Source organism: Paramesorhizobium deserti (assembly GCF_001558695.1).
In the GTDB taxonomy this organism is placed as follows: Bacteria; Pseudomonadota; Alphaproteobacteria; order Rhizobiales; family Rhizobiaceae; genus Paramesorhizobium; species Paramesorhizobium deserti.
Genome location: NZ_LNTU01000001.1, coordinates 24,647 through 39,603 on the forward strand (window position 1 = coordinate 24,647; position 14,957 = coordinate 39,603).

The window sequence follows — 14,957 nt, forward strand, 5'->3', positions numbered from 1 at the left end:
GCGACATCCCTCACATATTCACATAGACCGGTCCTTCGCCGGCATCTTTTCAACGGCGGTCGAGACGGACACGGTCTATGTGAACATTACATATTCACATAGACCGGTCCTTCGCCGCCTTGTGGCGGGACCCAGTTGATGTTCTGGTTCGGGTCCTTGATATCGCAGGTCTTGCAGTGGACGCAGTTCTGCGCGTTGATGACGAAGACGTCATTGCCGTCCTGCTTCACCCACTCATAAACCCCCGCCGGGCAATAGCGCTGCGACGGGCCGGCATAGACGTCGAGTTCCGAGGTCTTCTGCAGCTCCATGTTCTTCACCTGAAGATGGACCGGCTGGTCCTCCTCATGGTTGGTGTTGGAGAGGAACACCGAGGAGAGGCGGTCGAAGGTCAGGACGCCGTCGGGCTTGGGATAATCGATCTTCTGCGCCTCGGCCGCCGGCTCCAGCGTCTTGTAATCAGGCTTGCCGTGCTTCATCGTGCCGAAGGGCGACCAGCCGCCGGTCAGCGTGTTGATCCACATGTCGAGGCCGCCGAGCGAGACGCCGAGTACCGTGCCGAGCTTCGACCAGAGCGGCTTGACGTTGCGGACCTTCTTCAGGTCCTTGCCGATGTCGCTGCCGCGCCATGCTTCCTCATAAGACGATATCTCGTCATGGGCGCGGCCGGCGGCGATGGCGTCCGCCACATGCTCGGCCGCCAGCATGCCCGAGAGCACCGCATTATGCGATCCCTTGATGCGCGGCACGTTGACGAAGCCGGCCGAGCAGCCGATCAGCGCGCCGCCGGGGAAGGAAAGCTTCGGCACCGACTGGAAGCCGCCCTCGGTGATGGCGCGCGCGCCGTAGGAGAGCCGCTTGCCGCCCTCGAAGGTGCCGCGGATCGCCGGGTGCGTCTTGAAGCGCTGGAACTCCTCGAAGGGCGAGAGATAGGGGTTCTTGTAGTTCAGATGGACGACGAAGCCGACGGCCACCAGATTGTCCTCGAGATGATAGAGGAACGAGCCGCCGCCGGTCTTCATATCCAGCGGCCAGCCGAAGGAATGCTGCACCAGGCCGGGCTTGTGTTTGGAAGGATCGACCTGCCAGAGCTCCTTCAGGCCGATGCCGAACTTGGCCGGCTGCCTGCCCTCGTCGAGCTTGAACTTGGCGATCAGCTGCTTCGCGAGAGACCCGCGCACGCCTTCGCCGATCAGCACATATTTGCCAAGAAGCGCCATGCCACGCGTATAACCGGGGCCGGGTTCGCCGTTCTTCTCGATACCCATATCGCCGGTGGCGACGCCGATCACCGCGCCATGATCGTCATAGAGCACTTCGGTTGCGGCAAAGCCCGGATAGATCTCGACGCCCAGCGCTTCCGCCCTGGTGGCGAGCCAGCGGCAGACATTGCCGAGCGAGACGATGTAATTGCCGTGATTGTTCATCAAGGGCGGCATCAGGAAATTCGGCAGGCGGACCGATCCAGCGGGGCCGAGCACCAGGAAATGGTCGTCGGTAACCGGCGTCTTGAAAGGATGGTCGCCATCCTCGCGCCAGTCGGGGATGAGCCTGTCGATTCCGATCGGATCGACAACGGCGCCGGAAAGGATATGCGCGCCGACCTCGCCGCCCTTCTCAAGCACGACGACGGAGAGATCGGGATTGACCTGCTTCAAGCGGATCGCCGCCGCCAGGCCCGCCGGTCCTGCCCCGACGATGACCACGTCGAATTCCATGCTCTCGCGTTCAGGAAGCTCGTTCGCCTCGCTCATTCATTCCTCCGTGGCAGCCTGTTCCCGCGACCGTTCTTGGTGATAGTGTCACCCTACCGTGTTACAGAGTTGCGCGGCAGGTCATATGCGGCCAATTGTCCGGGTCAATACGACATCGGGACTTTATTATTTTACCTTAACGTAAACGTCAATAATCGAGTGGTTTTTCGAAGCTGCCCTTGCAATGGACTGTGCAATTTGCCACGTCATTCCTGTCAGCTTTGACGTCTCAAGTTACCCCCTCTCTTGCAAATTCTAAGCGTTTAGCGTTCGCTAGCGCTCCGCTAAACGCAAGAATTTGCTTTCTCTCCCGCAAAGGGAGAGATAAGGCTGGCATTACGCGCCTCCGCCAATCTTCGAACGTTTGCGATTAGCGGAAGCATTTTATGCGAGCCTTATCTCTCCCTTTGCGGGAGAGAAAGCGACTTCAACATCTTAGCGCAGCTAGATGCTAGAAATCGCAAGAGAGGGGTGAAACCCACGAATCTTGATAAAGATACGGTCATGGCAAGTGAGCAGGAACCGATGGATATGGAAGGGCTGATCCGCTTTTATGCGGAGGCGGGCGTGGATAGCCCCCTATCCGACGAACCCGTCGACCGTTTCGCTGAAGGCGCGAGGCCGAAGGCGGCTCCGCAACAGCCGCGCGCCGGCGGACAGGAAGCGGCAGCGCCGCGCCAATCCTTCGGCACGGGCAATCCATCCGTATCGCCCTCTCCTGCCCAGACGCCGCGGACAGCAGCGCCTGCCCCCGCGCGCACGGTCGTGCCTGACGAAGCGCAGGTGGCGATCGCCCGCGAGGCGGCGAGCACGGCCAACTCCCTCGAAGAATTGCGCGAACGGCTTGCGGCCTTCGACGGCTGCAACCTGAAATTCACCGCCAAGAACATGTGCTTTTCCGACGGCGATCCCGCCTCCGACCTCATGTTCATCGGCGAAGCGCCGGGGCGCGACGAGGATATGGAAGGCCTGCCCTTTGTCGGGCGTTCCGGCCAGCTTCTCAACCGGATGATCGCGGCGATCGGGCTGGAGCGGCAGAACGTTTATATCGCCAATACCATCCCTTGGCGTCCGCCGGGGAATCGCACGCCGACGCCGCTCGAAACCGAGCTCTGCCGTCCGTTCATCGAGCGCCAGATCGAGCTTGCCGATCCGAAGGTGCTGGTGGCGCTCGGCGGACCGGCGGCCAAGGCGCTGACCGGTGCGCCGGAAGGCATCCTGCGGCTGCGCGGCAACTGGAAAACGCACACGACGCCGTCCGGCAAGGTGATCCCGGTGATGCCGACGCTGCACCCGGCCTATCTCTTGAGGAGCCCGGCGCAGAAGCGGTTTGCATGGCGGGATTTTCTTGGCGTGAAGATGAAACTGCGGGAATTAACTTCGGCTGGCTAGCAGGTGTTTTATTAGACGCTGTCCCGCCCATGCTCTACGATTGTCTTGCAAGTATTACTCCGCCATCCATCCGCCACAGCCGCTCGCTAAGCCGCATGTCGGAATTGAACCATCGCCCGCGTCGCAATTTCTCGCGCGGCCGGCGGTTTCTTCCTCTATCTTCGGTCCTCAACATTTCGAGGTTTCTCATGGCTGGCCAGATCCTGTCGATCGCCGCGCTCTTGTTCAGCACATTCCTCATGCTGGTGGGCGGCGGGCTCGCCGGCATCCTTTTGCCGTTGCGCGCCGGGCTGGAAGGCTGGTCGCCGACGACCATCGGCTGGATCGGCACGACCTATGCGCTCGCCTTCACCGCCGGCTGCCTCATCGTTCCCCGGCTGGTGCGTCGCGTCGGCCATGTCCGGGTGTTCTCGGTTCTCCTGACGCTTCTCAGCATGTCGCTGCTCCTGCACGCGCTGGTGATCGAATCCGTCGCCTGGATGCTGTTCCGGGCGATCGCCGGCTTTTCGCTCGCCGGCGGCTACATGATCGTGGAAAGCTGGCTCAACGAGCGCGTCACCAACGACACGCGCGGCATGGTGTTCTCGATCTACATGATCGTCTCGATGATGGGCCTGCTGATCGGGCAATATATCCTGCCCTTCGGCAATCCGGCGACGCAGACCCTCTTCATCATCTGCGCGCTGATCTATGCGGCGGCGCTGATCCCCACCGCCCTTTCCAACGCGCAGTCGCCAAAGCCGCTGACGCAGGTCTCCCTTGATCTGAAGGCGCTCTACCGCCGTTCGCCGGCGGCCGTGGTCGGCTCGCTGATCGCCGGCATCATCGCCGGCTCGTGGAACTTCCTCGCCGCTATCTATGGCGAGCAGATCGGGCTTTCGACGCTCGGCATCGCGACGATGCTCGCCACCGCCATGATCGGCGGCGCGATCTTCCAGTATCCGCTCGGCCGCGCCTCGGATTTCGTCGACCGGCGCTATGTCATGGTGGTGGCGGGCATCATCGGCCTCGTATTGTCAACGATGATGGTCCTCGTCCATCCGGGGCCGGGATGGACGATCTATCTCCTGATGTTCCTGTTCGGCTCAGTGCTCTACCCGATCTACAGCCTGAACGTCGCCCATGCCAATGATTCCGCCGATCCGAGCGAGTTCGTGGAAGTATCGAGCGGGCTCCTGATCGTCTACGGCATCGGCAGCATGACGGGGCCGCAGGTCGCCGGACGGCTGATGGACGCCGTCGGCCCCTCGGGCTTCTTCATCACCATGGCGGCCTGCTTCGCCCTCTACGGAGCGCACGCCTTGTGGCGGATCCAGCGGCGCAGCCTCGCCATAGCGGCAGACCAGAAGCCGGATTTCCAGTTCCAGGCCTCGGAAATACAGCCGACGCCGGAAACGATGCAGCTCGATCCGCGCAGCGAGGCGGTGGGGCAGGATTGAAGCCAAGCGCGCTCATTTTGATGGAAACGCTCTACGACATCCGCCCCACGCCCGTCGCCCGGCGATTGCGTTCGGCCACAGCAAGCCTGTGCTCGCGATAGATGATGAAGATGCCGGCGCCGATGACGACCACGCCGCCGATCAGCATCTCCACCGTCGGGATGTCGTGGAAGATCAGGTAGCCGATGGCGAGGCTGAGCAGCATCGAGGTATATTCGAAAGGGGCGATGGTCGACATCTCGGCATAGCGATAGCACTGCGTCAGGAAGATCTGCGCGATGCCGCCGGCAAAGCCCGCCCCGACCAGCATCAGGGCCTGCGCCGGCGTCGGCATCACCCAGCCGAAAGGCAGGGTGAAAAGCGCGATGATGCTCGAGGTGATCGAGAAATAGATGACGATGGTGGGGGTGCGCTCCGTCTGGACGAGACGGCGCACGAGAAGCATGGCGACAGCGCTCAGACCAGCGCCGGCGAGTGCCGAAAGCGCGCCCAGCGTCTCCTCCATGCCGAGTTCGCCGCTGGAAAAGACGGTCAGCCTGGGCCACAGGATGACCATCACGCCGATGAGGCCGACCACCACGGCGCTCCACCGGTAAACGCGCACGGTTTCATGCAGCAGGATGGCGCTGAAGACGACGACGAAGAGCGGCGAGGCGTAGTTGATGGCAATCGCTTCCGGCAGCGGAAGCTTGGTCAGCGCGAAGAAGCTGCAGCACATGGCGGAGACGCCGACCAGCCCGCGCCAGACATGGCTCAACCGCTCCTTGGTATGAAACACGCCCGAGAGCTGATGCGTGACCGCGAGATAGATGACGATGGGGACGATCGCAAAGAACGAGCGGAAGAAGACGAGCTGACCGAGCGGAATGCCTTCCGCGGCCTTGAGCAGGCTCGACATCGCCACGAAGACACAGACGGATGCGACCTTGAAGCCGATGCCCCGCATGACATTGGGCTCGGCAGGACTTTCGGCACGGGTATCGGCGGGCTCCGGACGCGAGGGAGCGTTCAAAACGGTGATCCTTAAGGAACATACGACGTGGTGAGTATCTCTCCATAGGCCGCATTCGATAAGAATGCCAGCAGTAATGTTGTGCGACTGGACGAAGCGGGATAGGAGATTGAAATAGAAATGCGTAGCAGGAAGCGATCGACACATGCGCACGGACACAGGCCAGCTCTTCCGCCTCGAGGATTATCGTCCGACGGACTATCTGATCCCGCAAACCTCGCTGACCTTCGATCTCCATCCTGAAAGAACGATCGTGCGGGCAGTTCTCTCCGTCGAGCGCCGCGAGGGCGTCAGCGCTTCGCAGCCGCTGGTCCTTGACGGGGATGATCTCAAACTCGTCGGGCTGACCGTCAACGGCGCCCTCCTCGGCGACAATGGCTATCGGGCGACGCCGGAGCGGCTGGAAATCGCCGAACTGCCGGCGGAGGACCGTTTCACGGTCGAGATCGTCACCGAGATCAATCCGACGACCAACCGCCAGCTGATGGGGCTCTACCGCTCCAGCGGCGTCTATTGCACGCAGTGCGAGGCGGAAGGCTTCCGCCGCATCACCTATTTCCTCGACCGCCCGGATGTGCTCTCCGTCTATACGGTGCGCATCGAGGCGTCGAAGGCAGAAGCGCCGGTGCTGCTTTCAAACGGCAATCCCATGGAGGCGGGCGATCTCGCCGGTGGCAGGCATTTCGCCGTCTGGCACGATCCGCACCCCAAGCCATCCTATCTCTTCGCGCTCGTCGCGGGCGATCTCGGGTCCATCCGCGACAGCTTCACCACCCGCTCAGGGACCAAGGTCGATCTCGCGATCTATGTCGAGGACGGCAAGGAGCCGCGGGCTCTCTACGCGATGGATGCGTTGAAGCGCTCGATGCAATGGGACGAGGAGGTGTTCGGCCGCGAATATGATCTCGACGTCTTCAACGTCGTCGCCGTCTCGGACTTCAACATGGGGGCGATGGAGAACAAGGGTCTCAACGTCTTCAACGACAAATATGTGCTGGCCGACGCCGAAACGGCGACGGATACCGACTATGCCGGGATCGAGGCCGTTATCGCGCATGAATATTTCCACAATTGGACAGGAAACAGAATCACTTGCCGCGACTGGTTCCAGCTCTGCCTGAAGGAAGGGCTGACTGTCTTCCGCGATCATGAATTCTCGGCCGACCAGCGGTCCCGCGCGGTCAAGCGCATCGCCGAGGTGAAGACGCTGAAGGCGCATCAGTTTCCCGAGGATGCAGGGCCGCTGGCCCATCCCGTGCGCCCGCGGCAATATCGCGAGATCAACAATTTCTACACGGCGACGGTCTACGAGAAAGGCTCCGAGGTGGTGCGCATGATCCGCACGATCCTCGGGCCCGATCTCTTCCGTAAAGGCATGGACCTCTATTTCGAGCGCCATGACGGGGAAGCGGCGACGATCGAGGATTTCGTCAAGGCGTTCGAGGACGCCTCGGGACGCGATTTGAGCCAGTTCGCGCTTTGGTACGAGCAGGCGGGCACGCCGAACCTCTCGGTCAGCTATGATTACGATCCGGCTGAGAAGACGTTCACGATCGAACTCGAACAATCGCTGAAGGCGACGCCCGGCCAGAGCCGCAAGAAGCCGATGCATATCCCGATCGAGTTCGGGCTCATCGGCTCCGACGGCAAGGACATCACGCCGGCATCAGCAACGGGTGCGGAGGTGACGGGCGACGTCATCCATCTGCGCCAGCGCAAGGAGAAGGTGCGCTTCACCGGCATCGGGGAACGCCCCGTTCCCTCGCTGCTGCGCGGGTTCTCCGCACCTGTGACGCTGGCGAGCGAGCTGCCGCATGAAGACCTGATATTCCTGGCGCTCAACGACAGCGATCCGGTCGGGCGCTGGCAGGCGCTGACCAAGCTTCTCACCGGCGCGCTAATCGCCGGCGTCAAGCAGGTGCGCGGCGGCAAGCCGCCCGTCATCGATGCCGATATCGTCAACCTCGTCGGCGAAATCGCCGCCAACGAGACGCTCGACGCGGCCTTCCGGGCGCTTTGCCTGACGCCTCCCGGCGAAAGCGACATCGCCCGCGAGATCGGCGACAATATCGATCCCGACGCCGTTCTGGCGAGCCGCGAGGCGCTGATCAAGGCGATCGCCGAGGCGCACCGCCAGGCATTCGCTGCGCTTTACGACAAGCTCGCCAACACCGGCACCTTCTCGCCCGATGCGGAAAGCGCCGGGCGCCGGGCATTGCGCAACTGCCTGCTCGACTATCTCAGTGTGGCGGAAGCTGATCCTTCACACGCGACGGCGCAATTCCGCGCGGCGGACAATATGACGGACCGGGCGGCGGCGCTTGGGGTGCTCGTCCACCGCTTCGGCGACAGCGACAGCGCGCGTGAAGCGCTCGGCGCTTTCGAGGAGCGGTTCGGCGGCGACCCGTTGGTGATGGACAAATGGTTCATGGTCCAGGCAACGCGTCCCGGCGCCGCGGCGCTCGACAGGGTGCGGGCGCTGATGAGCCACAGGCTTTTCTCGCTCGACAATCCCAACCGGACGCGCGCGCTGATCGGCCTCTTCGCCACCGCCAACCAGACCGGCTTTAACCGGGCGGACGGCGCGGCTTACGACTTCTTCGCCGACATGATCCTGAAGATCGACCGGGAAAACCCGCAGCTTGCGGCACGGCTGCTGACGGCGCTCCGGTCCTGGCGCTCGCTGGAGCCCGTGCGTCGCGAACATGCCCGCGCGGCCCTCGCCCGCATCGCGGCCACGGAGAAGCTTTCCACCGACGTGAAGGATATCGTCGAGCGGACGCTGGGGTAAATGCCGGTTTCCGTTCGGTGTGACTGACCGCTCTTGCTGCAACTGTCTGAATGCAGGTGGGGTGGCTATGTTCAGGCATGGATCCTCGGGTCAAGCCCGAGGATGACGGGTTAGAGGTGGGATGACAGCATCGACCGCCGCGTTTGCCATTAGCCAAAACCCTTCTACAGTCGTCATCCTCGGGCTTGACCCGAGGATCCATTCCGGAACAATGCCACTGCCGCGTCATTTCCAGCTGAAGAACCAAAAGGCTCAGACACCGGCAATCCAACTCCAAAAAGCCGAATCATCTTTTCCATTTTGATTAAATTTTAACGAAAAGGCTGGACAGGCCGAATCAGTTTTGATTCATTGGCGATGGTTCGGATGTGCGGCGTCCCGAATCACTTTCATCGGAAAGAGTAAATGCAGGGGGCCACAGGATGGCAAATGCGGACGCGTATGACGCGCCGACGGCGAGGTATTATGCCTCAAAAAAGAGAAGATCGAAGGCCGGGCTTTCCGGTCACGCCGGTCTGCTCGCCGGCCCCGCATATCAAAAGCTCCTGTCGCTCGAGCCGTGGCTGCGCCGCTCGATCCCGACCCTCATCATCCTTTTCCTGATCATCCTCGCCATCGCCCGGGTGCTGTCGCTGATGGCGTGGCGCGACGATATCGAGCGCAACACCCGTTCGGCGCTGGCCCTTTCCACAAGCCACATCTCGGCGATGATCGACCGCCTGGCCAATATGCGCGGCGAAGCGGGGAGCACCGACGGCCTGTCGCCGATGGAGCTGCAGAACCTCATCGTCGATTTCCGCTCCAGGGGGCTGATTTCCCCCGCGGTGCAGATCGCGGTCGCCGACGCCAACTCCGTGGTGGTCACCGCCTCGGGCATGGAAGAGCTACGGGGCAAGAACATCGAGAGCGCCGTCATGGACGGCCAGCCGCTTTTCCTCTTCGGCGAGCGGGCGGGTGTCATGCAGATCAAGCTCAACGGTGCGGATGCGCTTGCCTCGCTCAACCGCACCGGAAATGGCAATCTGGCCGTCTTCGCGGCGGAGCCGACCGAGACGGTTTATGCAGAATGGCGCCGGATCGTATCGCTCAACATCACGCTCTTTGCCGGCACGGCGGGCGTGATGATGGCGATCCTCTATGCCTATTTCAGCCAGGCGGCGCGGGCGCGCGACGCCGACCAGATCTCGGATCAGATCCAGCGGCGCATCAATCTGGCGCTCGCCCGGGGGCGCTGCGGCCTGTGGGACTGGGACATGGCGCGCGGGCGCATGTACTGGTCGCGCTCGATGTATGAGATGTTGGGCTATGAGGCGCATGACGCGATCCTCTCCTTCGGCGACGTGGCGGCGATCATCAATCCCGAGGACGGCGATCTCTATGCGATCGCCACGCAAGCGGTTGCCGGCGATATCCGCCAACTCGACAAGGTGTTCCGGATGCGCCATGCCGACGGCTACTGGGTGTGGATGCGGGTGCGCGCCGAGATCGCCAATGAGGGCGATCTGCATCTCGTCGGCATCGCCTTCGATGTCAGCGAGCAGCACCGCTTCGCGCAGGCGACGGCGGAAGCCGACATGCGCATCCGCGAGGCGATCGAGAGCATTTCCGAGGCTTTCGTGCTCTGGGATGCCAATAATCGCCTGGTGATGTCAAACAGCAAGTTCAACGAATATGCCGGCCTGCCCGCCGCTGCCCTCGTGCCGGGCGTCACCCGAAACGAGATCCAGCCGCTGATTCGTCCGGTCTCGCTCGAGCGCCGGATGGCCAATGCGAACGACCGCAGCGGCGCGCAGACCTTCGAGCGGCAACTGGCGGACGGGCGCTGGCTGCAGGTCAACGAGCGGCGCACACAGGATGGCGGCCTCGTCTCGGTCGGCACCGATATCACGCAGCTGAAATTGCATCAGGAGCGGCTGGTCGACAGCGAACGCCGCCTGATGGCGACCATTCATGATCTCAGCCTCGCCCGCAAAGGCGAGAAGGACCGGGTGCGCGAACTCTCCGAGCTCGCCAGCAAATACGCGGTGGAGAAGGAGCGCGCCGAAAGCGCCAACCGCGCCAAATCCGAATTCCTCGCCAACATGTCGCACGAGCTGCGGACGCCGCTTAACGCCATCATCGGCTTTTCCGAGATGATGAGCCAGGCGACGTTCGGGCCGCTCGGCTCGGACCGCTATGAGGAATATGTGCGCGATATCCACACCAGCGGCGCCTATCTCCTCAACGTCATCAACGACATTCTCGACATGTCGAAGATCGAGGCGGGGCATTTCTCGCTGGACCGTCAGGAAATCGACCTCTGCCCGCTGATCCAGGAAACGGTGCGGGTGATCTCGCTGCAGGCGCAGGACAAGAACATCGAGGTGCAGACCAGGATCGCCGAGACGATGACGCTGAATGCCGACCGCCGGGCGATCAAGCAGGTGCTGATCAACCTGCTCTCCAATGCGGTGAAGTTCTCCTCGGACGGCGGCCGCATCTCGGTGCGCGCCCGCAAGACATCAGGCGCGCTGGTGCTGACCATCGAGGATACGGGCTGCGGCATACCGAAGGGAGCGCTGAAGAAGCTCGGCCAGCCTTTCGAGCAGGTCGAGAACCAGTTCACCAAATCCCATGCCGGCTCTGGCCTCGGCCTGGCGATCTCCCGCTCGCTGGTCGCGCTGCATGGCGGTGCGTTGAAAATCCGCTCGACCGAGGGCGTGGGCACGATCGTCTCGGTGCGCATTCCGGTGGAGGCGACGGAAGACGAGAGCGAAGCGGCGTGAGCCGAACCTCTACTTCGGAAACACCATCATCTTGCCAGCCAATTCTCCAGCGGCAGATCAGGGATGCGGGAAAACTCGCGTTGGTCGTCTGTAACCAGCGTGGCCTTAATGGCTAGCGCCTGTGCCGCGATCCATGTGTCATTGGCCCCTATCGGGGTTCCATGCCGTTCCAGAAGGGCCCTCACCCGCCCATATTGTCGGGTAGCCTCGGCATCGAGGCCGACGAAAGGCAACCGCTCGACCAGCGCGGCAAGACGGGCACGGCTTCGCTCACCATGAGCGCTCTTTTCCGCGCCGAGTTCCAACTCTCCGAGCACGATCGCCGAGAGGCGCATATTGCTGAGAGACAGAGATTCCAAGCGTTCCCGTACGGCCGGTTGCCCTTTCAGAGCGGCGATCAGAATATTGGTGTCCAACAGATAAAGCGTCGCCACGGTCTAGTCATCCATCGAGGCTACATCCTCGGCGGGTGCATCTTCCGGGGCTTGCAGATCGATATCATCCTTTTCGATCCAGAAGTCACGGAAGGCGTCGGCTGCAACGCTCGGATGATCCGGCACCAGTCGCGCCACGATTTTCCCGTGACGGGTGACAGCGATCTCCGCGCCCGCCTCGACCTCAGCCAGCAGGGCGGAGAAGCGCGATTTGGCTTCAACGACGGTGAAGGTTTTCATGACGACCCTCGAGAAAAATGACCATATGGTCATATATTGTCGCCACATGTTCTCCTGTCAAGTCATCGTGGAAAGATGCTCGCTTGGCACCCACGAGGGATAAAGGGCAAGCGTCTACACTTTCCGCATCGCCCCGCGCATCAGCGCATCGAATTGCTTGCGCACGCCCTTGGCGACCTGCTCCAGATGGCTCTCGACGCGCTTCAAATCCGGAAGTTCGGCGGCGCGGCATAGGAGATCGGCCAATCCCGGCGGAAGATCGTCGCTTTCCACCTTACCCGTCAGGCAGAGCCGGATCGTCTGGCTCAGGCGGGTATAAAGCCGGTGCGCATCGACCAGCTCGTCCGAGACCGACGGCTCGGCAAAGGTTGGGGCGAGATGCGCCAGAACATCGTCCGTCGCCGTCGAACGGTGTTTCATCTCCACATTGCCGGTCAGGCCCGCGAACTGCGCGATGAATTCCAGATCGATGATGCCGCCCGGCTTGAGCTTCAAATCCCAGAGGTCGCGCGGCGGCTTTTCCTTCTCGATGAGCGCGCGCATCTCGACGACATCCTTCGCCGTCTTCGCCGGATCGCGCGGTAAAGCCAGGATGGCATCGATCTCCGATGCGACATGCGCAAGAAGCCCCTCGTCGCCCGCCACAGGCCGAGCCCGCGTCAGCGCCATGTGCTCCCAGGTCCAGGCCTCGTTGCGCTGATACTTGCCAAATGAGGCGATGTGGGTGGCGACCGGCCCCTTGTTGCCCGACGGGCGCAGGCGCAGATCGACCTCGTAAAGAACGCCTTCGGCGGTCGGGGCGGAAAGGGCTGATATCAGCCGCTGCGTCATGCGGATATAGTATTGCGAGGAAGGAAGCGGCTTCTCGCCGTCGGATTCCTCGGCATCCTCGTCATGATCATAGAGCAGGATCAGGTCGATGTCCGAGCCCGCCGTCAGCTCGCGACTGCCGAGCTTGCCCATGCCGAGAATGCCGACCCTGCCGCCGGCAACCTTGCCATGGCGGCGGCTGAACTCCTCCAGCACGGCGGCGAGCGCCTTGCCGATCATCAGGTCGGCGAGATCGGAAAACGCCCTGCCCGCGCGCGGCCCGTCGATGGCTCCCGTCAAAAGGCGGATGCCGATGAGGAAACGGTGTTCATCAGCGAAGATGCGTAGACGATCGAGTATCTCCTCATAGAGCCTGCCATTGCCGAGGAAGCTCTCAAGCCGCTCTTCGAGATAGGCCCTCGTCGGCATTTCGGCGAAGATCGCCGGATCGAGCAGCCCGTCGAAAACATGAGGCTTGCGGGTGATGATATCGGCAAGGCGCGGCGCGGCGCTCATGATGAGCACGAGAAGGCCGAGCAGCGGCGGATTGGACTGGAGCAGACTGAAAAGCTGGATGCCGGCGGGTAGGCCCTTCAAGAGCTCGTCGAAGCGCAGCAGCGCCTCGTCCGCCCGCTTCGTCTCGCCGAAGGCCTTCAGCAAGGCCGGTGACAGCTCCGTCAGGCGTTCGCGCGCCTCTGCCGAGCGCGTCGCGCGATAGCGCCCGAAATGCCAGGTGCGGATGACGCGGCAGATGTCGCTCGGACGCTCGAAGCCGAGCTCAGACAGCGTTTCGAGCGTGCCGGGATCATCGACATCGCCGGTGAACACCAGATTGCCGGTCTCGCCGCCAAGCTCCGGCGCTTGCTCGAAGAGCGCGGCATAGTGGTCCTCGACGGTGCCGAGCGCTGAAAGAAAATCCTTCGCGAAATCCTCGGCGTTTTCATATCCCATCATGCGTGCGACGCGCAGGAAGCCCTCGTCATCCTCGGGCAGGACGTGGGTCTGCTCGTCGGCGATCATCTGGATGCGGTGCTCGACATCGCGCAGGAAGACGTATTTCGCGGCCAGTGCATCGCGCGCCTCGGGCGTTATCCAGCCGCGTTCGGCGAGCTTGCCCAGCATGGCGATCGTCGCAGACCCACGCAGTTCGGGAAAGCGGCCGCCTGCGATCAATTGCTGCGTCTGGACGAAGAACTCGATCTCGCGGATGCCGCCGCGGCCGAGTTTGACGTTGTGGCCGCGCACCGCGATGTCGCCCAGCCCCTTATGAGCGTGGATCTGTCGCTTGATCGAGTGCACGTCGGCGATCGCCGCGTAATCGAGATATTTGCGCCAGACATAGGGGGCTAGCTCTGCCAGCACCTTGCGCCCGGCCTCGATGTCGCCGGCGACGGGCCGCGCCTTGATCATGGCGGCGCGCTCCCAGTTCTGGCCGCGCCCCTCGTAATAATGCAGCGCCGCCTCGACCGGGATCGCCAGAGGGGTGGAGCCCGGATCGGGCCTGAGCCTGAGATCGACCCGGAAGACATAGCCATCCGCCGTGCGGTCCTGCAGGATGCGGACGAGACGCCGCGTCAGCCGCGAGAAAACATCAACACTCTCGAGCGGATCGCCGATCGCTTGGCAAGTCTCGTCGATGAAGACGATCAGATCGATATCGGAGGAATAGTTGAGCTCATGGGCGCCGAGCTTGCCCATGCCGAGAATAATCCAGCCGCTTCCCGCTTGCGGCCTCGCGCGGTCGGGAAGAGCAATCTTGCCCGCCGCATCGGCATCGCGCAGCAGAAAGCAAACCGCCGCCTGGATGCAGGCTTCGGCAAGCCGCGTCAGCCAGCCGGTCGTCCCGGCGGTTTCCAACAGGCCGGCGAGATCGGCGAGCGCGATCAGCACATGGGCTTCCTGCTTCAACTTGCGCAGGGAAGCCATGAGGGTGGTTTCGGTGACCTCACTGCCTTCCCAGGCGGCCGAGATATCGGCCAGCAGCTGCTCAAGCCGCGTGTCTGGGGCCGTTTCGCACAGCGCCTCCAGTATTGCGGGACGGCGCAAAAGCACCTCGCGGATGAAGGGCGAAAGCTCGAGGACGGCGGAGAGGAAAGCAGCCGAGGCCGGATCGGAGAGCTGCTTCAGGAGCTTCGGACAATCCGCCGCGCTTTCGCGCAGATCAGCCAGAAGCTCGGCCGCCTTCTCCGCATCAATGGGGATGAGCGACTTTGGTTCTCGTGCGAAAAATGGTTGTCCCTGTCCTGCCAAGATGGCCCTCCCCTCTTAAACTGCTCATTCCTATATGGAGACGCCGGCGGGACAGAGGGGGGCGCCTACC

9 protein-coding genes are annotated in these 14,957 nt (G+C 62.6%); 4 read left to right on the forward strand and 5 right to left on the reverse strand.

Annotated features, from left to right (window positions below):
• Positions 1 to 86: 86 nt before the first annotated feature.
• Positions 87 to 1,754: an electron transfer flavoprotein-ubiquinone oxidoreductase gene (locus tag ATN84_RS00130; protein WP_068879527.1), complete on the reverse strand. Its 1,668-nt coding sequence runs from the start codon at positions 1,752 to 1,754 to the stop codon at positions 87 to 89.
• A 504-nt stretch (positions 1,755 to 2,258) separates the two neighbouring features.
• On the opposite strand from ATN84_RS00130, the gene ATN84_RS00135 reads away from it, so the two are divergent.
• Positions 2,259 to 3,146: a uracil-DNA glycosylase gene (locus tag ATN84_RS00135; RefSeq protein ID WP_068879528.1), complete on the forward strand. Its 888-nt coding sequence runs from the start codon at positions 2,259 to 2,261 to the stop codon at positions 3,144 to 3,146.
• A gap of 188 nt (positions 3,147 to 3,334) precedes the next feature.
• A complete protein-coding gene (locus ATN84_RS00140; protein ID WP_068880788.1) occupies positions 3,335 to 4,585 on the forward strand; it encodes an MFS transporter in 1,251 nt (416 codons plus the stop codon).
• Between the two features lie 31 nt (positions 4,586 to 4,616).
• On the opposite strand, the gene ATN84_RS00145 is transcribed toward ATN84_RS00140, so the two are convergent.
• Positions 4,617 to 5,531 carry a DMT family transporter gene (locus ATN84_RS00145; RefSeq protein WP_068880789.1) on the reverse strand — a complete coding sequence of 305 codons (915 nt, stop codon included), beginning with the start codon at positions 5,529 to 5,531 and terminating at the stop codon, positions 4,617 to 4,619.
• Between the two features lie 211 nt (positions 5,532 to 5,742).
• Between ATN84_RS00145 and pepN the strand changes: the two genes are divergently transcribed.
• Together pepN and ATN84_RS00155 are read left to right on the forward strand one after the other, a co-directional pair.
• Positions 5,743 to 8,388: an aminopeptidase N gene (gene pepN, locus ATN84_RS00150; protein ID WP_068879529.1), complete on the forward strand. Its 2,646-nt coding sequence runs from the start codon at positions 5,743 to 5,745 to the stop codon at positions 8,386 to 8,388.
• 422 nt (positions 8,389 to 8,810) lie between these two features.
• A complete protein-coding gene (locus ATN84_RS00155) occupies positions 8,811 to 11,153 on the forward strand; it encodes a PAS domain-containing sensor histidine kinase (RefSeq protein ID WP_068879530.1) in 2,343 nt (780 codons plus the stop codon).
• 26 nt (positions 11,154 to 11,179) lie between these two features.
• Here ATN84_RS00155 and ATN84_RS00160 read toward each other — a convergent pair whose 3' ends face one another.
• From ATN84_RS00160 to ATN84_RS00170, 3 genes are all read right to left on the reverse strand, one after another.
• Positions 11,180 to 11,587, reverse strand: coding sequence for a PIN domain-containing protein (locus ATN84_RS00160; RefSeq protein WP_068879531.1), 408 nt, complete (start codon positions 11,585 to 11,587; stop codon positions 11,180 to 11,182).
• Positions 11,588 to 11,590: 3 nt separating this feature from the next.
• Positions 11,591 to 11,827, reverse strand: coding sequence for a type II toxin-antitoxin system Phd/YefM family antitoxin (locus ATN84_RS00165; RefSeq protein ID WP_068880790.1), 237 nt, complete (start codon positions 11,825 to 11,827; stop codon positions 11,591 to 11,593).
• Positions 11,828 to 11,941: 114 nt separating this feature from the next.
• A complete protein-coding gene (locus ATN84_RS00170) occupies positions 11,942 to 14,890 on the reverse strand; it encodes a bifunctional [glutamine synthetase] adenylyltransferase/[glutamine synthetase]-adenylyl-L-tyrosine phosphorylase (RefSeq protein WP_068879532.1) in 2,949 nt (982 codons plus the stop codon).
• Positions 14,891 to 14,957: the final 67 nt, after the last annotated feature.